The following is a 17,344-nucleotide window of genomic DNA, read 5'->3' on the forward strand; positions in this document are numbered from 1 at the left end:
GTCGAACCACGTTTCTGTTCATTCCTGCAACGGCTGAGCCCAGACTTTATTGAATGCGTTTGCGCAATTCGTTGACTGTCAAACGCCGACCAGCGCCAACAACACTTTCTAGATCATCCATAAACGCGACCAGGTCTTTTGCGCTGCGCTCGAACATGGACAAGTTTGACAACAAAGTCGGGTCAACGGCATCGTCGCTGCGGGCCTGCATCTTGACGGCTCTGACTCCCATCATGCTGCGACGCAGTAGTTCGCGCATCTCCGGGCCACAGCTGACCATGAATTTTTCAAAGACTGATTTCAGTTCCGATTCGGACGCCCGGGCATCGGTGAGCGCACCATAGAGCGCGCGCCGTTCGATCGCGGATGTTACCGACTTGATCAGGGAGTCGACCGTCAGCTCGTCCTTCACGATGTAGTCGGCACATCCGCGCCGCATGGCCTCGACCGCAATATGATAGTCGACGGAGGAGGTCAGCATGATCGGAACCGCGTTGACCTGCTCTTCGTGGGACAGCAGAATCCCGAGGGCATCCAAGCCCGTGTCCATGCCAAGGTCATGATCGATAAAGACAAGGTCGTAGCTGTCAATCTCCAGGCATTCCCGCATTTCATCGAGATTGGCAGCTTCGGTGAAATCAACCATCAGACCGGCTTTTCTGCAGATCTTCAGCAATCGCATCCGGTCGATTTCGTCGTCATCAATGGAAAGGACGTTCAGGAGCATCGGTTTTGCTCCCGTCGTCAACGGGTAATCGTGAACATGCATATTCGACATTTCTTGACCTTTTACTCACACAAAGCGGCTGTTCTAGCCTGCGGTACAATGACCAACCTTCACAACCAAGGGTATCATTGGTGTTTGGGCTGCTTCAAAGGAAAGACTTGTCGAATTGAATTAATGAACCCCTTTCGCGCCATGGCGAAAGGGGTGGATTACATGGAATTGTGGATGTGGAATGTATTTTTTGCGCCGCCTTTGCGCCCAGGGCAGAAACAATAAAGCGGGCGCAAAGGCGTTCAACTGGCGAGGCCGGGGAGCCAGAGAACGATCATCGGGAATGCAACCAGAAGCGCGATCGTGACGGCATCGGCGATAAAGAAGGGCATGACCCCGCGAAACACATCCTGTACCGAAAGATCCTCCCGCACACCTGCGACGACAAAACAATTCAGGCCGATCGGTGGTGTGATCAGGCAGAACTCTGCCATTTTCACCACCAGAATGCCAAACCAGATGGCACACATCGGCCCGGACATGCCGAAGGCCGAATCCGACGCGGACACCAACTCGCCGCCGTTCAGCGCCATCACGGCGGGGTAGACTACGGGCAAGGTGAGAAGCAGCATTCCGATCGCGTCCATGAACATGCCCAGCACGGCATAGGCGAGGAGAATGCAGATCAGGATCAGCATCGGAGGCGCGGACAGAGAGGAAATCCAATCCGCGAAGGCATGGGGCAGGTCTGCATAACCGAGGAAACGGACGTAGATCAGGACACCCCAGATGATGGTGAAGATCATGATCGTGAGCTTGGCCGTTTCCAGCAAGGCGTCCCGCAACTGGCGCAGACGCATGCCGCGGATCAGGGCCATGATGAAGACGATGAACGCGCCGACCGCGCCACCCTCGGTCGGAGTGCCCCAAGCCTCGCCAAAGGGATTGTAGACAAAGAAAATGATGATCACCACGACTGCCAGGATCGGCAATGCCGGGGGTAGGGACACCAGCCGTTCACGCCAGGTGAAGCCCGTGACAGGAGGTCCAACCGTCTTGAAGATCATGGCAATGGCGATGATGAGACCCGCATAGACAACCGCCGAGAATGCCCCGGGGATAAAGCCCGCCAGCAGAAGTTTGCCCACATCCTGCTCGACGATAATGGCATAGATCACCAGAATCGCAGAGGGGGGGATGAGTGAGGCAAGGGTTCCGCCTGCGGCCACGACGCCCGCAGCAAACCGTTTGTTGTATCCCACCGCCAGCATCTCAGGAATGCCGATACGCGCGAACACCGCCGCTGTGGCGACGGATGCGCCGGACACGGCGGCAAAGCCCGCTGTGGCAAACACGGTCGAGACCGCGAGCCCGCCGGGGACCCAGGCAACCCAGCGTTTGGCGGCTTCGAACAGGGCCGTGGTCATTTGCGCGTAATAGGCAAGGTACCCGATCAGGATGAAGGTGGGTATCAGGCTCAGCGCCTGGCTGGACACCTTGGAATGCGGGACCTGGCCGGCGATCTTGACGCTGATTTCGACAGATTTTCCAAAGCGCTCAGGATCGTAGTCGAACCCGTTCCAGCGCAGCCACACCAGGCCTGCAAACCCCGCCAGGCCAGCTGCAAAAGCCACCCGCATGCCGAGCACGACCAGGACCAGCATTGCCCCGCTGACCCAGAGACCGATCTCGATATCGCTCATTTATCGTGCTCCTTGAGTTGATCGGCTTCGGCAGCGGCCTGCTCTGCGACAGATTGAATCAACGGTACTGCGGCCGGGCTGTGCAGCCCAAGGACGAAGGCACGGGCATAGGCCACGAGCTGCAACAGCAGTCTGGCGCTCAAGACGGCGAGGGCGACAGGCACCACCAGTTTCGACGGCCAGATCGGCAGACCGATGTCGATCGAACTGTCGCGCGAACACAGCGGGCGTGCACAATCAAATGATCTGTCAAAATGCGCCCAGGATCCCCAGACAAGCGCAAACACCAGCACAAGCATGCACAGCACGGTGACAAACTCGAACAACCAAAGTGCCCGTCCATGCAACCGTCCCACAAGAATATCCATGCGGATATGCGCACCCTCCCGCTGTACGTAGGACACGCCCAGAATGGCGATCAGCGGCATCAGCGCTTCGATATAGTCAACGTAGCCGGGCAGGGGGCCGTCCATCAGACCAAGCCGGTCGAAAACAGGGGCCAGAAACGTCCGGTCCAATTGGCGACCGGCCACGGAATACGCGGCAAGGAACATCAGCGAAAAAGCGGCCAGTCCGGACAGGAGGGCTGTTGCTCTTTCGATCGGCAGCAACGCCCTGTCCAGCCGCGAGATTACACTGGAATCACTGAGCACGGTTGATGAACCTGCCATTCCTGCCCCCGGTTGTTGTCTTTATCGGTGAATAGAATAGGTACGGGCCCGGCTCTGAAGATCCGGGCCCGATGTGATCGCAGTGCGATCAGCTGCCGTTGCGATGGTCGCTCAGGGTTTTCTGAACAAGATCATACAGTTCCTGCCCGGGCAGCCCTTGCGCCTCCATGTCCTTGATCCAGGCTTCGCGGATCGGATCCGCTGCGGTGGCGCGGAACTCAGCCAGGACCTCATCTGAGATCTCGACTTTCTCGACCCCTTTTTCCTCCAGAACGGCGTCCCATTTCTTCAGGAGTTCGCCATAGTTGGCCAGATAGTGATCCAGTGCTTCCGGGATCGAGCTGTCGAGGGCCTCGCGCTCGGAGTCGGACAGGCTCTCATAGGCGTCGATGTTCACCACAACAGGGCAATTCACGGTGCCAGGGTTCAGGTTTGCCGTCCACCAGTCGGCGCGATTGATGGTGCCGAAGGACAGATGCGCATGCTGAGCGAATGCGACCGTGTCGACGACGCCAGACTCCATGGCCTGGTAGGCTTCGGTTGCGGTGACCGAGGTCGGCACTGCGCCAACAGCTTTAAAGGCTTCGCCGATCCCGCCCGTGGCACGCACGCGCATGCCTTCGAATTCGGCCAGCTCGTCGCGCGCTTCGCCGGTGCCGACGATATTGTACTGTGGCATCGGAGACGTCATCAGCAGCTTCGCATTCCACTGCGCCATCTCGTCAGTGGCTGCCGGGTGGCCATAGACGGCCGCGGAAACGGCAACTTCTTCCTCCAGGTTGGAAACACCGAGGAAGGGCAGCTCCAAAACGGTAATGACGCGGTTCTTGTCGCGGTGATATCCCGCGCAGAATTGCGCCATCTCGAACGCACCAATGGAAATACCATCGAGGTTTTCGCGGTTCTTGGACAGGCCGCCGTAGCTGATGTTCATGGTGAACGCGCCATCGGTCTTTTCCGAAACCAACTCCGCCAGTTTTTCGACGTGTTCCGTAAAGGCGCGGCGTTTGCCCCAGACGGACACGTTCCACTCGGTCGCCATGGCTTCGGCGGCAAAGGCACAGGTCAGGGTTGCGAGGGCGGTAAGCCCCAAGACATTTTTCATAATTTCCTCCCCAATTACGCATCTGAAGTGCGCGGTATGGGCGCAGGATCACCATTATGCCCCGGTTTGCCAACCCAAAAGTTGGATCCGATCGCCGGTGAACGCGGCAGACGCTGCGTAGCAAGGCGTTCCACAGCGGATTGAGAAGAACCTCGTCACGGATTGGACTTAGCCTGCACTAGCCGGCGGCCGTCCCGGCAAGACCATGTCGACAGGGCCGCTGCAGCGCACCGGGAATCCGCGCCTTGTCTCGAACCAAATAAACAATGTCGCAAATCGCAGATCGGGATTTGCGAATCTCGGTACAACTCGGTCCCAGAGGTGCCGCCCGGCGTGTCCGGGTGGAGAATTGGGAAGCCGGTGTAAATCCGGCGCTGCCCCCGCAACGGTCATGGAGACAGCGGGTGTGACATCGGCCACTGGGGGGAGGAACCCGGGAAGGCGTCGCACTTGGACCATCTGGTCTTCTCCTGAGCCCGGAAACCAGCCTCGAAAGATATCGTCAACCGCGGGTGGCGGTTTGGGCATCTTGAAGGGCGCGGCTTCCTCCGTTGCGACCTGACGGATTCCCATTGCCATCTGCACAAAAACCAACCGCGTGACGCTCCGTCTCAGGATCGCGAGCAGGCGGCAGGAGAGTCAGGGAATGAACAGCAATCTCAATGCGCTGATCGCCAATCATACGCCGGGTCATGCGCTCGCGCAGGCGTTCTATACCGACGCCGAGGTGTTCGAGACCGATCTACAAGAGATCTTCTACAAGGAGTGGCTCTTTGCCATTCCCGCCTGCGAACTGGAAAAGCCCGGCAGCTATGTGACCCATCAGGTTGGGGCCTTTAATGTCATCATCGTGCGCGGCAGCGATGATGTGATCCGGGCGTTCCACAATTCCTGTCGGCATCGCGGGTCTGTCATCTGCAAGGCGAAGAAAGGCAACAATCCGAAACTGGTGTGCCCCTACCATCAGTGGACCTACGAGCTGGACGGGCGTCTGCTTTGGGCTCGGGATATGGGACCGGATTTCGACCCTGCACAACACGGGCTCAAGACAGTCCACTGCCGCGAACTGTCGGGGCTGGTCTATATCTGTCTTGCGGAGGACGCCCCGAGCTTTGACGCGTTTGCCGACACGGTTCGCCCCTATCTGGACGTGCACGACCTGTCGAACGCCAAAGTGGCCTACGAGAGTTCGATCGTGGAGAAGGGCAACTGGAAACTGGTCTGGGAGAACAACCGCGAGTGTTATCACTGCGGCGGCAACCACCCCTCCCTGTGCCGGACCTTCCCCGATGATCCGTCGATCACCGGTATCGAGGGCGGCGAAACCCCCGCCAACCTGCAAGCGCATTTCGACCGTTGCGAAGGGGCCGGTATGCCGTCAAGCTTCTTCCTGAACGACGACGGGCAGTTTCGGATTGCCCGCATGCCGCTCAAGGAAGGCGCTGAAAGCTATACCCTGGATGGCAAGACGGCGGTGCGGCGCTGGCTGGGGCGGGCGGCGTTTGCCGATGCCGGCTCCTTGTTGAAATTTCACTATCCGACCACCTGGAACCACTTCCTGTCGGACCACTCCATCGTGTTCCGCGTCACCCCGATCAGCCCGACGGAAACCGAAGTGACCACCAAATGGTTGGTGAACAAGGACGCGGTCGAGGGCGTGGACTACGATCTCAATCGCCTGACCGAAGTCTGGGTCGCCACCAATGACGAGGACCGCGAGGTCGTCGAGTACAACCAGATGGGTATCAACTCCCCCGCCTATCAGCCCGGGCCGTATTCCGCGGTGCAGGAAAGCGGCGTGCTGCAATTCGTGGAGTGGTACCTCAATACCCTTAAGCGCAACCGCGATCCCCAAGCCATCGCGGCGGAGTAAGACCAAATGCCCAAAATGAGTGAACGCGCGATCTGGAATGATACGGAGATGCTGGAATGTGTCTCCATCATACCGGAGATGGACAATACCGCGTCCTTCACCTTCAAGGCGCCGTCCGGTGCCTTGTTCGACTTTGATCCCGGCCAGTTCATGACGCTTGAGATTCCGGTTCCCGGTGGCCCCGTGCACCGCACCTACACGATCTCCTCGTCGCCATCGCGCCCGCGCACGATCACCATCACCGCGAAGGCGCAGCCGGACAGCATCGGAACGCGCTGGATGCTCGACAATCTGAAGCCGGGGGTGCGGATCAGAGGCATCGGCCCGGCGGGGTTGTTCACGAACGCCGGCAGCCAGTCGAAAAAGTTCCTTTTCATTTCCGCCGGATCGGGCATCACGCCGATGATGTCGATGACCACCAGCATGTGGGACGACGGGGATGATCTGGACATCGTTTTTGTGAACTGTGCCAAGCGGCCGTCGGAGATCATTTTCCGGCAACGCCTGGAGCAGATGGCCAGCCGTTCCGAAGGGCTCGACCTAAAGTTCGTGGTGGAAGAGCCTGATCTCTACCGCCCCTGGACAGGCTACCAGGGCGTGTTCAATCAGTTGATGCTGGGCCTGATGGCGCCGGACTATCTGGAGCGCGAGGTCTACTGCTGTGGTCCGGAACCATTCATGCAGGCGGTCCGGGACGCGCTGGCCGGTCTCGGCTTTGACATGGACAACTATCATCAGGAGAGCTTTCACGCGCCGGTCGCGAATGAAGCTGATCAGCCGGATCTCGATGATGTTGTGCTTGATGATGACGCCAAGGCCGAAATCACCTTCGCAACTTCCGGTGTCACTGCCAAGGTGGCCGAGACGGATACGGTTCTGGCAGCCGCGCGTGCAAATGGCCTCAATATCCCATCCGGCTGCACCTTTGGGGTCTGCGGCACGTGCAAGGTGAAGAAAACCTCCGGCGATGTGCATATGGTGCACAACGGTGGGATTTCGGATGATGACATCGAGGCAGGCTACATTCTCGCCTGTTGCTCGAACCCGATCGGCAAGGTGTCGGTCGAAGTCTGAGCCGACTTTCACCTGTCGGATTGGCAAGAAGCCGCGCCCGGTTCCACGAGCGCGGCTTCTGTCGTTGAGGGCAGGTCATATCCTCACGAGGCGGTGGGCAAGGCACGCCCTGGTGTGGGTCCCTACATTTCGATTTCCAGCAGCATCGGACCCGAGAGAGGAAAAAGGTCAGCAAGCGCGGCACGCAGCTGATCTGGGGACGTGCGTTTGAAACCGAGACCATAGGCGGCGGATACTGCCTCGAAATCCGGTGCTCCGGGGTGGCATCCAGTGGCCTTAATGCCTGCGGCTTCCATGGAGTTCGCGATCTCGAGGAATGCGTTGTTGTTCCAGACCACGAACAGGATGGGGATGTTCTCGTCGCTCGCCACACCCAGTTCCGGCAAGGTGAACTGAGCGCCGCCATCGCCCATGAGCGCGATGACAGGTGCGGTCGGATCGGCGATGGCGGCCCCGATCGCAGCCGGGATCGCAAACCCGAGCGCACCGAAGCCGGTGGCCCCGTTGAACCAGCCGCCGGGGCGGTCGTGATCGTAAGCCAGGTTTGCGGCATACACCGCTTGCGTGGAATCCCCGACCATGATCGCGCCCGGGGCCGCATCCCGCAGGGTTTCGATCTGCTCGATCAACGCACCATAGCCAGGTGCGGTGGTGTCGATTTCGCGCAGCGCCGCATTGCGTGCAGCCTCTGCGCGGCCCGCGCCACCAGTCCCGGGCTTGCTGTCGATCTCGGCAGCCAGTCGCGAAAGGCACCGATCCAGATCACCGGTCACCGTGACCTCCGCCGGGTGGCGGCGCAGTTGATCGGCGCATATGTCGATGCGCAACAAGGACGCCATCCTCGGGTAGCTTCCTGTCGCGTACATATCGTAGTCGGTCGGACCAAGCTCAGTGCCAAGCGCAAGCACGCAATCGGCGTCTTCGATCAGCTCCCGGACGGCGTGCAGCGACGGGCTGGCGGCGACGGTGAGCGCATGCCCATGCATCAATCCGCGCGCATTGACGGTTTGCACCACGGGTGCGTCGAGTTTCTCCGCCAATTGGGTGAGCACCGCGTCCTGTCTGCGGCAACCGCCACCGGCGATGATGACGGGGCGCGCGCACTCTGCGAGACGTGCCAGGATGGGCGCAAGATCCGGGTCACCGGGGGCGGGGGCATCGGTCAGCGACAGATCATCCGGACCTTGCAGGCCCATGACGTCCGTCGGCACCTCGATATGCACGGGCGCCGGCCGTCCGGCGAGCCCGGCAAACGCACGACCCAGCGCCCCGTCGAGCCCGGCTGCGTCCTCAACCTGCTCGGCGTGCTTTGATACTGTTTTCGACAATCCCAACTGATCGGGCAGTTCATGAAGCAGGCCCAGCCCCTTGCCAAGGCTGTCGCGGCGGTTGACACCCGTTACCACGATCATGGGGGAACTGTCGGCACGTGCCTGCGCCATGGGCGTCAGCGTATTGACCAACCCCGGGCCGGTGATCACGAACACGACGCCAGGTTTGCCGGACACACGCGCATAGCCATCCGCCATGAAGCCCGCCCCCTGTTCATGACGCGGTGTAACGTGACGAATGTCGGCAGCTTCGATCCCACGGTAGAGTTCGATGGTATGCACTCCGGGGATGCCAAAAACCACCTCAACCCCGCGATCAACGAGGTTCTGCGCCAGGGCTTGACCGATCGTAGGCATGCTTTCTCCTTGTATCTTCCTTGGTCGGGGTCAGCTCTTTGCTGGCAACCCCAGAATGGCGAATAGGGTCGCCTCTGCCACTGCGATCAACTTCTCCGGCGGCAGCATGTCCGGCAGCATCGACCCTTCGAGCCAAAGCCCGTCGAGGACCGCGTTGCAGGCGATCGCCTTCTGTTCGACCAAGGCCGGGTCGACGGGCGCGCCACGGGCTTCGAGCGCTTCTGTGATCAACGGCTCCAGTGCATTGCGAAAGCCGAGATAGGTATCGATGTGGATCTGTTTCATCCGCTCATCATGCGGAACCATCTGAATGAAACCCGCCCAGATCTGCAAACCGGCCCCGTTGGTCACCGGCGGAGAGAGCGTGTCCCGAATACATTGGCGCAATCGGTCCGCGAGTGTCCGGTCTGTATCCGTCGCCGACGACAGGGAGAGATGCGCCATCTTCTGCATGTGAAAGGAATAGGCCGCATACATCAGATCTTCTTTGGTGCGAAAGTGATGCCGGATCAGGCTGAAGGCAACGCCGGCCTCGGCCGAGATTTCGCGCACGGTCGCTGCCGAAACCCCCTTGCGCGCAATCACCCGCAGTGTGGCTTCGACAAGCTGCTCACGGCGCAGCTCCGGGCTTTCCCGGCGAAATTTAGGTTTGCTGTCAGACATTCCAGACCCCACGATTTATTGCACATTCGTGCAACAGGGTGCGGAAATCAAGGCTAAAGTGGATCAGACCACATAGCCTGAGATCAACTTCCATGTCCCCAGAGGGCCGTGAGGATACTCAATCAAGCCCCTCGATATGCGTGCACGCCCAGAATACACGCGCATCCTCGGCCCCTGTACTGCGCACCCCGTGCCGCATGGTACTGTCATAGTAGGCGCAATCTCCGGCCTTCAAGATCACCGGCTCATAGTGTTCCACGCGCAATTCGACCTCTCCTGCGAGTATGAACAGGAGCTCTTCGCCATCATGCCGGTCAAGATGTTCGGGCGTGGTCCCGCCTGCGGCGCCAACAGTTCCGATGAGCGGGATGATTTTCTTGCCGGTGAGGCCGTTGCACAGGATTTCATAGGCATAGGCTTTGCCCTCGACGGAACGCCCCTGACCCGCGCGCGTCACCGTGAGGCGCGTCGTCGTGACCTCGCCTTCCGGCTCTGCAATCAGCTTCTCCAGGCCGACGCCATACCCCCGTGCGAGTCGCAGCAGATTCTCAAAACTCGGAGACACTTTGCCGTTTTCGATCTTGTAAATGGTCGAAACCGCAAGGCCCGTGCGCTCTGCCGCTTGTTCCAGTGTCATCTCGGCCGAACTGCGTAAGCCTTTGACACGCTTGCCGAGTTCTAGCCGGATCTGCTGCTTTTCACTGTCATCCAGCAATGCTGTTTGTGCATCAGTGACAAAGGGAGAGTCTTTTTTTGTTGTTTGCGACATGATTTTTCTTATTTTACCAAAAAATTGCCCATAGGCCATGTGCCCGAGCTATTTGGATGAAAGTATGCATGACCAGCAGAAGCGTGGCCAGCGAATTGCCGTGATCGGAGCGGGGGTGGTTGGGATGGCCACCGCCTACCACCTCGCGGAACGCGGCCACCACGTGACCGTGATCGAGCGCGCAAAGGCCCCTGCCGAGGGCTGCAGCTTTGCCAATGCGGGGATCATTGCAGTCGGTCATGCCGAGAGCTGGGCCGGGCCTGCCGCGCCTGCGCAAATGATACATGCTCTGCTGGGCCGTACCCCGAGCGTGAAGATCAGCAAGCTGATGGACCCGCAGCTGTGGCGCTGGGGGCTGGCGTTCTTGTGTCAGTGCTCGCCGCGGGCGCATCGGGAAAATTCCGGCGCGATGGCGTGGCTGGCCCGCCATGGGCGGCAAGAGTTGCAGGCCTTGGAGCAAGCCACCGGGCTTGCTTTTGAGCAGGGGCATGACGGGGCCTATTATCTTTATGGGGAAGAGAGCGCCTTTGCCGCGCGCATGGCGTCGGATCATCTCGAAGGCTTCTCCCCCATGAGCGCCGAAGAACTGACCCAATGGGACCCGGCGCTGAAGGTGTATGGCGACAGGCTGAAAGGCGGGCTGTTGTCCTCGGTCGACAGTAAGGGCGATTGCCGCCGGTTCACCAGAGCGCTGGCGCAGTGGCTGGAGCAGAACCGGCAGGTCACGCTCCACCATGGCGCAACGGTCACCGGGTTCGAGCGTGCACAGGGGCGCGTGTCGGCGGTGCAGACCACAAACGGGCCAGTGCCCTGCGATCAGGTGGTGATCGCGGCAGGTGTTGGCACGGTCGCGCTCGGCAAACAGTTAGGCGTGCGCCCGCTGATCTACCCGGTCAAAGGCTATTCGGCGACCTACCCGATACGGGATGGTGCGTATATGCCAGCCCGCCCGCTGGTCGATGAAACCAATCTGATCGCAGTCACCCGGCTGGGATCTTACCTGCGCGTCACCGCCATTGCCGAATTTGCGGGTCACGACAGCAACCCCAACCCGGAGCGCGCGGCGTATCTGGATAACTATGTGGCGCGCCACTTTGGCCGCGCGGTCGAGCTGGATGCGGTCACACATTGGGCCGGTCTGCGCCCCACCACCCCCAGCGGGCGGCCTTATCTGGGCCGTTTGCGCACCCACAGTAATGTCTGGCTCAACGCCGGTCATGGCCAGCTTGGCTGGACCATGGCGGCGGGCGCAGGACAGCTCCTCGCCGAGCGGCTGCATGGCGCTCAATCTCCCTCATACGGCGTTTCCGAGACAGCCCGCTGGCTGATCGCCGCCTAGGCACGGGCGTTATCCGCCCGGCGCTGCCTCCTCTTCACAGTTAGGATCGTTCAATGAAAATTCTCGACCAGGAACAGACCCGCGCCGCGCTGCCTTATGCGGAATTGATTGTTGCATTGGATCAGGGATTTTGCGGCGCATATGAAGCGCCGCTGCGCCATCACCACTACCTGGAAAACGCCGGAGAAGTAGACGATGTGCTGCTGCTGATGCCAGCATGGCGTGCGGAGGGCTTTGGCGGCATCAAACTGGTCAATGTGGTGCCCGGCAACAGCAAACGCGGCCGCGCGGCGCTATCGTCGAGCTATGTGTTGTTTGACCGCGAAACCGGCGCGCATCTGCTGCTGGCAGATGGCGGCGAGCTGACAGCGCGGCGCACCGCGGCGGCCTCGGCGCTGGCGGCACGGCGGCTGGCCCGCCCCGAGAGCGCCACGCATCTGATCATTGGCGCCGGGCGCGTGGGCTTTAATCTGGCGCAGGCCTACCGCGAGGTGCTGCCGATGACGCGCACGTTGGTCTATGACATCATGCCGGAAAATGCGGCACGCACGGTGGCAAATCTGAACGAGATGGGCATTGCCGCCGAGGTCACCGAAAGCGTCGAGGCCGCTGCAGCGGAGGCCGATGTGATCTCTTGCGCGACCCTGTCGCAGACGCCGGTGCTGCAGGGTGCGTGGCTGCACCCCGGCCAGCACATCGACCTGATCGGCAGCTTTACTCCAACCATGCGCGAAGCGGACGACGCGGTGCTGACCCGTGCCACGGTCTATGTGGACACGATGGATGCGCTGGTGGAAAGCGGCGACATCAAGACCCCGCTGGAAACCGGCGTGCTCGTCGAAAGCGACATTCGCGCTACGCTCAAGGACCTGTGCGAAGGGGATTTGTCCCCGCGCCAGTCGCCAGAGGAAATCACCCTTTTCAAAGGGGTCGGTACCGCGATCGAGGATCTGTCGGCCGCAATACTCGCCTACAGATCCACCAGCTGATCCCAAAGAGACGACAACCGGCGCCGGACCCCGCTGTGCTCAGTGATGCCCTCATTGAGGCCAGGTCACGGTTCGCCACCCAACAGAGAGGACATGTTTCATGCCATTACAAAAAACGGACGTTCGTCCATCAATCGGTCTGGCGCTGCTGCCGATTGTGCTGACGCTCGGCATCCTTGGGGTGCAGATCTTTTATTTTGGGGATTTCACCCCGCATATCCCGCTGGCCATTGGTATCGCACTGACGGCCGTGGTGGGCCTGATCGAAGGTCTGAGCTGGGATGAGATCGAGAAAGGCGCATTCCATGTGATCGCGGTCTCCTTTCCCGCCGTCTCGGTTCTGATCCTTGTCGGCATGATCGTCGGCACATGGATCGCCTCGGGTACGGTTCCGACATTGATCTATTACGGGCTGTCGCTGCTGTCGCCGCAGCTGTTTCTGGCTGCGGGCATGATCCTGTGTTCCATCGTCTCATTGGCGCTTGGGACAAGCTGGGGCACCGTGGGCACCGTGGGTCTGGCGCTCATGGGCATTGGCGAAGGCTTTGGCATTCCTGCATATTGGACCGCAGGCGCGGTGGTTTCGGGGGCCTTCTTTGGCGATAAAATCTCGCCCCTGTCGGACACCACCAACCTTGCGCCCGCCGTGACCGATACGCAGCTGTTTGACCACATCCGCAACATGCTGCCGACCACGGTTCCGGCCATGCTGATTGCGCTGGCGATCTATACGGTGATGGGCTTCAACCTTGGCGAAGGGGAGCCGTCCTTTGAACGGATCGAGAGCTTTAAGACCGCGCTGGATGGCTCTTTTGACATCACGCCCTGGCTCTTGTTGCCCGCGCTTTTGGTGATCGGGCTTGCGATGTTGAAGATGCCCGCAATTCCGACGCTGTTCATTGGTGTCGTGGTGGCGTCGTTGATTGCGATCTTTGTGCAGGGCGCATCGGTGCATGACGTCTTTACCTATGCCAACTACGGCTACTCTGTTGAAACCGGGGTGGAGGCGATGGACGCGCTGATGAACCGGGGCGGCATTCAGTCGATGATGTGGACCATCTCGTTGATCCTGATTGCGCTTGGTTTTGGTGGCGCGCTGGAGCGCACAGGCTGTCTGGCCGCGATCATTGAGCTGCTGACCAAGCGGGTCAAATCCATCGCGGGCGTGCAGACCTCGGCGATCCTGTCGTCGATGGCAACCAACACCGTGGCAGGCGACCCCTATCTGTCGATTGCGCTGCCGGGTCGGATGTTCAAACCGGTCTATGACCGCGTCGGCTATTCGCGTCTGAACCTTGCCCGCGCCACCGAAGAAGGCGGCACCATCATTTCGCCGCTGATCCCATGGAACGCGGGCGGTGCCTTTGTGATCTCGGCGCTGGCGCTGGGGATCTCGGAGGGCAAGATGGAGAACCTTCTCTATATCCCGCTGTCCTTTGCCTGCTGGCTGGCGCCGGTGTTTGGCATCTTCTACGCATGGACGGGTTTCTTTACGCCCAAGGCAGAAGAGACCGGCGAACAGGCACCCACCGGTGCGCACCAGGCTGCCAAATAAACTGACGCGGACCTAAAACAGAGAGGCTGCTCCGGTATTGACCGGGGCAGCCTTTTTGTTGCCGCGATCCCGCAAGCTGCGCAACCGCATCCTCCACGCGCGTAGCCCCTATTCAGAGCGGCCACCGTCAGCGCGCAGCGGAAGTGTCAAATGACCCAGCATGCGGCCCCGGCCTTTGTCATATTCCTGAAAAGAATCCTCTTTATCGATATGGAAACGTTTCCAATCGAGTCTGAAAAAATGGACCAGAAGCAAAGAGTGACCATCAAGGACGTCGCGCGCGCCGCTGGCTGCGGGATCGCAACGGCAAGTCGGGTTCTGAACAAATCCGGTCCGGCCAGTGCTGAGGTGCGTGCGCGGGTTGAGACCGCAGCGCGCGATCTGGGGTTTTCGTTCAGCGCCATCGGACGCGCGTTGCAGGGCGGGCGCAGCATGACGATCGGCTGCCTGGTTCCCTCGCTGACCAATCCGGTCTTTGCAGAGGCGGTGCAAGGCGCGCAGGAGGTGTTGTCGGACGCAGGCTATCAGCTGCTGATTGCTAGTTCGAATTATGACGGTGATGCCGACAACGAGGCCATCGCGACCCTCGTCGCCAAGGAAGTTGACGGGCTGATCGTGACCATGGTCGCCCCCGAACGCAGCGTGGCCCTGAACCAGGCGCGTGACCGGGGCGTGCCGGTGTCATTGATGTTCCACGATCCGCTCGACGGATTCGTGACCGCTCATGTGGACAATTTCGAGGCCGCGCGAGAGGTCGCGCGACGCTTTGCCGATCTTGGCCACCAGCGCACGGCCTTTCTGTCACTGCGGTTCTCCAGCTCGGACCGGTCCCGCAACCGCTATGCGGGATTTCATGCCGAGTGCAGGGCACGGGGCCTGCCGGATCCCGCCCTGATCGAACTCGACGAAGCCGAGGCGAATACGCCTGATATTCTGGCCGAGGTTCTCTCCTCGCTTGGCGGGCTGACGGCGATCTTCGCTTCAAACGACTTTTTGGCCATCGCCGTGCAAAAGGCCGCCCGCCTGGTGGGGAAAAGCGTCCCGAGGGACCTGTCGGTTGTCGGCTTCGACGGAATCGACGTCGGGCGGTTATTGGACGTGCCTCTGGCGACGATCGAGACGGCACCGGAGGCCATGGGGCGCCAGGCCGCGCAGACTCTACTGGACATGATGCAAGGTGGGGGCTGCGCGCAGCGACCCCCGTTGCCATTCGATTTCCGTGCCGGGGCCACGCTTGCGCGCCCCCGGACGGAAAGCCGTGACGACGACCAGGTTGCCGCCTGGCCGCCGTCTGTTCACTCGCTCAAGACCGATCTCAAACAAGGATGAACCCATGAAACATACTGTTCTTGCCGCGGCCTTCGCAACCGCGATCGCTGCACCGGCCTCTGCGGAGGATGCTGTCTGCTACAATTGCCCGCCACAATGGGCGGACTGGGCCTCGATGCTGGAGGCCATCGATGACCGCCTCGACATCCAGATGCCGCATGACAACAAGAACTCCGGCCAGACCCTGAGCCAATTGCTGGCGGAACGTGCAAGCCCAGTTGCCGACGTTGCCTATTATGGTGTGACCACCGGTATCAAGGCCGGGAATGAGGGCGTCGCCCAGCCGTACCAGCCCGCAGGCTTCGATGATATCCCCGAAGGCCTCAAGGACCCCGAAGGCCGCTGGTTTGCTGTTCACTATGGCACGCTGGGCCTGTTTGTGAATGTCGATGCCTTGGGCGGTGCGCCGGTGCCGCAATGCTGGGCCGATCTGACCAAGCCGGAATATCGTGGCATGGTCGGCTATCTCGACCCGTCGTCGGCCTTTGTCGGTTATGCCGGTGCGGTATCCGTGAACCTGGCCAACGGCGGTGATCTCGAAAATTTCGATCCAGCGATCGCCTATTTCAACGCGCTGGCCGAAAACGATCCGATCGTACCCAAACAGACCTCTTTCGCGCGGGTGGTATCGGGCGAGATCCCGATCCTGTTTGACTACGACTTCAATGCCTATCGCGGGAAGTACGAGGAAGACGGCAATTTCGAGTTTGTATTGCCCTGCGAAGGCTCGGTTCGGGTGCCCTATGTCATGAGCCTCGTCGCCGACGCCCCGAACCCCGATGCCGGCAAGAAGGTGCTGGATTTCATCCTGTCGGATGAGGGGCAGGCGATCTGGACCAACGCCTATCTGCAGCCCGCGCGGCCGGTAGATCTGCCTGCCGAGGTGGCGGCCAAATTTTTGCCCGCCGCCGAGTACGAACGCGCCGTCGCGGTGGATTACGCCGAGATGGAAAAGGCGCAGGCCGCGTTTGGCGAGCGGTATCTGAACGAGGTCAAGTAACGTCGCTCTTCAGGCCGGGCGGACAGTGGTCCTGCCCGGCCGTCTCTTGCATCGGAGCCGCTGATGATCCAACGCCATTTCCTGACGCTGTGCCTGCTGCCGCTGGCGATTTTCACTCTGGCCTTTCTGGCAATCCCGCTGGGTCGCCTGGTCCTCGCTGCGGGCGAGGGTGACGCGGGCTGGGCCATCTACCTGCAGATTCTGCAAACTCCACGGTACCTGTCGACGCTGGGGCAGACCGTTGTGGTGTCGCTCGCCGTCACCGTGGCGGCGCTGGCGATTTCCACCACCGCTGGGCTGTTCTTGGTGCGCAACCGGTTCCTGGGCCGCAATACGCTTCTGTCGATCCTGACTTTGCCGCTGGCCTTTCCCGGCGTTGTCGTGGGGTTCATGATCATTCTGCTGGGCGGACGGCAAGGGTGGGTGAACCAGATCCTGCCCGGTCATTGGACCTTTGCCTATTCAATCACGGGCTTGTTTCTGGGCTATCTCTATTTCTCGATCCCGCGCGTATTGCTGACGGTCATGGCCGCAGCGGAAAAGATCGACCCGGCGCTGGAGGAATCGGCCCGGACCCTGGGCGCGCCGCCGTTGCGTATTGTCATTGACGTTTTGCTGCCGGCGCTGGCGCCTGCGTTGATCGCCGCCGGAGCGATCGCATTTGCCACAGCCATGGGCGCCTTCGGCACGGCCTTCACGCTGGCCACCGACATCGATGTGCTGCCGATGGTGATCTATACCGAATTCACGCTGTCAGCGAATATCGCCATGGCATCTGCTCTGTCCGTGGTGCTGGGGCTGGTGACCTGGGCGCTGCTGCTGATCGCGCGAAGCCTGTCGGGCACAAACGTTGCGGCAGGAGGGTAGG

The 17,344-nt window shown here is 60.7% G+C and carries 15 protein-coding genes and 1 riboswitch; of the genes, 8 read left to right on the forward strand and 7 right to left on the reverse strand.

The features are described from left to right. Positions 1-46: 46 nt before the first annotated feature. The 4 genes from ACXAF5_RS19305 to ACXAF5_RS19320 form a co-directional block, all read right to left on the reverse strand. The gene (locus ACXAF5_RS19305; protein ID WP_474947885.1) at positions 47-727 is read right to left on the reverse strand and encodes a response regulator; all 681 of its coding nucleotides are present in this window, start codon (positions 725-727) and stop codon (positions 47-49) included. A gap of 293 nt (positions 728-1,020) precedes the next feature. After that, complete coding sequence (locus tag ACXAF5_RS19310; protein ID WP_239324243.1) at positions 1,021-2,421, reverse strand: TRAP transporter large permease; 1,401 nt, start codon at positions 2,419-2,421, stop codon at positions 1,021-1,023. Next, the gene (locus tag ACXAF5_RS19315) at positions 2,418-3,092 is read right to left on the reverse strand and encodes a TRAP transporter small permease subunit (RefSeq protein WP_474947886.1); all 675 of its coding nucleotides are present in this window, start codon (positions 3,090-3,092) and stop codon (positions 2,418-2,420) included. The genes ACXAF5_RS19310 and ACXAF5_RS19315 overlap by 4 nt, the downstream gene beginning before the upstream one ends. Before the next feature lie 88 nt (positions 3,093-3,180). Continuing rightward, positions 3,181-4,197: a C4-dicarboxylate TRAP transporter substrate-binding protein gene (locus ACXAF5_RS19320; protein ID WP_239324239.1), complete on the reverse strand. Its 1,017-nt coding sequence runs from the start codon at positions 4,195-4,197 to the stop codon at positions 3,181-3,183. Between the two features lie 302 nt (positions 4,198-4,499). Continuing rightward, positions 4,500-4,703: riboswitch (cobalamin riboswitch) on the forward strand. 140 nt (positions 4,704-4,843) lie between these two features. Here ACXAF5_RS19320 and ACXAF5_RS19325 point away from each other — a divergent pair. Beyond that, positions 4,844-6,070, forward strand: a complete 1,227-nt coding sequence (locus tag ACXAF5_RS19325) for an aromatic ring-hydroxylating oxygenase subunit alpha (protein ID WP_474947887.1) — start codon at positions 4,844-4,846, stop codon at positions 6,068-6,070. Positions 6,071-6,076: 6 nt separating this feature from the next. After that, positions 6,077-7,144 carry an FAD-binding oxidoreductase gene (locus tag ACXAF5_RS19330; RefSeq protein ID WP_239367473.1) on the forward strand — a complete coding sequence of 356 codons (1,068 nt, stop codon included), beginning with the start codon at positions 6,077-6,079 and terminating at the stop codon, positions 7,142-7,144. Positions 7,145-7,266: 122 nt separating this feature from the next. Here ACXAF5_RS19330 and ACXAF5_RS19335 read toward each other — a convergent pair whose 3' ends face one another. The 3 genes from ACXAF5_RS19335 to ACXAF5_RS19345 all read right to left on the reverse strand — a co-directional run bounded on the left by ACXAF5_RS19335 (position 7,267) and on the right by ACXAF5_RS19345 (position 10,303). Beyond that, a complete protein-coding gene (locus tag ACXAF5_RS19335; protein ID WP_474947888.1) occupies positions 7,267-8,832 on the reverse strand; it encodes a 5-guanidino-2-oxopentanoate decarboxylase in 1,566 nt (521 codons plus the stop codon). Positions 8,833-8,862: 30 nt separating this feature from the next. Further along, positions 8,863-9,495, reverse strand: a complete 633-nt coding sequence (locus tag ACXAF5_RS19340) for a TetR/AcrR family transcriptional regulator (RefSeq protein ID WP_474947889.1) — start codon at positions 9,493-9,495, stop codon at positions 8,863-8,865. Between the two features lie 118 nt (positions 9,496-9,613). Continuing rightward, positions 9,614-10,303 (reverse strand): helix-turn-helix domain-containing protein, encoded by a 690-nt coding sequence (locus ACXAF5_RS19345; RefSeq protein ID WP_474947890.1) that lies wholly within the window; start codon positions 10,301-10,303, stop codon positions 9,614-9,616. A 25-nt stretch (positions 10,304-10,328) separates the two neighbouring features. Between ACXAF5_RS19345 and ACXAF5_RS19350 the strand changes: the two genes are divergently transcribed. From ACXAF5_RS19350 to ACXAF5_RS19375, 6 genes are all read left to right on the forward strand, one after another. Then, entirely contained in the window at positions 10,329-11,603 is a 1,275-nt protein-coding gene (locus ACXAF5_RS19350; RefSeq protein ID WP_474947891.1) for an FAD-dependent oxidoreductase, read from the forward strand. Between the two features lie 53 nt (positions 11,604-11,656). Continuing rightward, complete coding sequence (gene lhpI, locus ACXAF5_RS19355; RefSeq protein WP_474947892.1) at positions 11,657-12,592, forward strand: bifunctional Delta(1)-pyrroline-2-carboxylate/Delta(1)-piperideine-2-carboxylate reductase; 936 nt, start codon at positions 11,657-11,659, stop codon at positions 12,590-12,592. 100 nt (positions 12,593-12,692) lie between these two features. After that, positions 12,693-14,147: a Na+/H+ antiporter NhaC gene (nhaC, locus tag ACXAF5_RS19360; protein WP_474947893.1), complete on the forward strand. Its 1,455-nt coding sequence runs from the start codon at positions 12,693-12,695 to the stop codon at positions 14,145-14,147. Positions 14,148-14,405: 258 nt separating this feature from the next. Further along, complete coding sequence (locus ACXAF5_RS19365; RefSeq protein ID WP_474947894.1) at positions 14,406-15,476, forward strand: LacI family DNA-binding transcriptional regulator; 1,071 nt, start codon at positions 14,406-14,408, stop codon at positions 15,474-15,476. A 4-nt stretch (positions 15,477-15,480) separates the two neighbouring features. Beyond that, entirely contained in the window at positions 15,481-16,476 is a 996-nt protein-coding gene (locus ACXAF5_RS19370) for an ABC transporter substrate-binding protein (protein ID WP_474947895.1), read from the forward strand. A 63-nt stretch (positions 16,477-16,539) separates the two neighbouring features. Next, complete coding sequence (locus tag ACXAF5_RS19375) at positions 16,540-17,343, forward strand: ABC transporter permease (RefSeq protein ID WP_474947896.1); 804 nt, start codon at positions 16,540-16,542, stop codon at positions 17,341-17,343. Position 17,344: the final 1 nt, after the last annotated feature.

It is taken from the genome of Epibacterium sp. ABV4_022 (genome assembly GCF_056159345.1).

What these genes read in the sequence shown, in the direction of transcription:
- ACXAF5_RS19305 (WP_474947885.1), bottom strand. Translation starts at nt 727, where the DNA reads ATGCTCCTGAACGTCCTTTCCATTGATGACGACGAAATCGACCGGATG.
- ACXAF5_RS19310 (WP_239324243.1), bottom strand. Translation starts at nt 2,421, where the DNA reads ATGAGCGATATCGAGATCGGTCTCTGGGTCAGCGGGGCAATGCTGGTC.
- ACXAF5_RS19315 (WP_474947886.1), bottom strand. Translation starts at nt 3,092, where the DNA reads ATGGCAGGTTCATCAACCGTGCTCAGTGATTCCAGTGTAATCTCGCGG.
- ACXAF5_RS19320 (WP_239324239.1), bottom strand. Translation starts at nt 4,197, where the DNA reads ATGAAAAATGTCTTGGGGCTTACCGCCCTCGCAACCCTGACCTGTGCC.
- ACXAF5_RS19325 (WP_474947887.1), top strand. Translation starts at nt 4,844, where the DNA reads ATGAACAGCAATCTCAATGCGCTGATCGCCAATCATACGCCGGGTCAT.
- ACXAF5_RS19330 (WP_239367473.1), top strand. Translation starts at nt 6,077, where the DNA reads ATGCCCAAAATGAGTGAACGCGCGATCTGGAATGATACGGAGATGCTG.
- ACXAF5_RS19335 (WP_474947888.1), bottom strand. Translation starts at nt 8,832, where the DNA reads ATGCCTACGATCGGTCAAGCCCTGGCGCAGAACCTCGTTGATCGCGGG.
- ACXAF5_RS19340 (WP_474947889.1), bottom strand. Translation starts at nt 9,495, where the DNA reads ATGTCTGACAGCAAACCTAAATTTCGCCGGGAAAGCCCGGAGCTGCGC.
- ACXAF5_RS19345 (WP_474947890.1), bottom strand. Translation starts at nt 10,303, where the DNA reads ATGGCCTATGGGCAATTTTTTGGTAAAATAAGAAAAATCATGTCGCAA.
- ACXAF5_RS19350 (WP_474947891.1), top strand. Translation starts at nt 10,329, where the DNA reads ATGCATGACCAGCAGAAGCGTGGCCAGCGAATTGCCGTGATCGGAGCG.
- lhpI (WP_474947892.1), top strand. Translation starts at nt 11,657, where the DNA reads ATGAAAATTCTCGACCAGGAACAGACCCGCGCCGCGCTGCCTTATGCG.
- nhaC (WP_474947893.1), top strand. Translation starts at nt 12,693, where the DNA reads ATGCCATTACAAAAAACGGACGTTCGTCCATCAATCGGTCTGGCGCTG.
- ACXAF5_RS19370 (WP_474947895.1), top strand. Translation starts at nt 15,481, where the DNA reads ATGAAACATACTGTTCTTGCCGCGGCCTTCGCAACCGCGATCGCTGCA.
- ACXAF5_RS19375 (WP_474947896.1), top strand. Translation starts at nt 16,540, where the DNA reads ATGATCCAACGCCATTTCCTGACGCTGTGCCTGCTGCCGCTGGCGATT.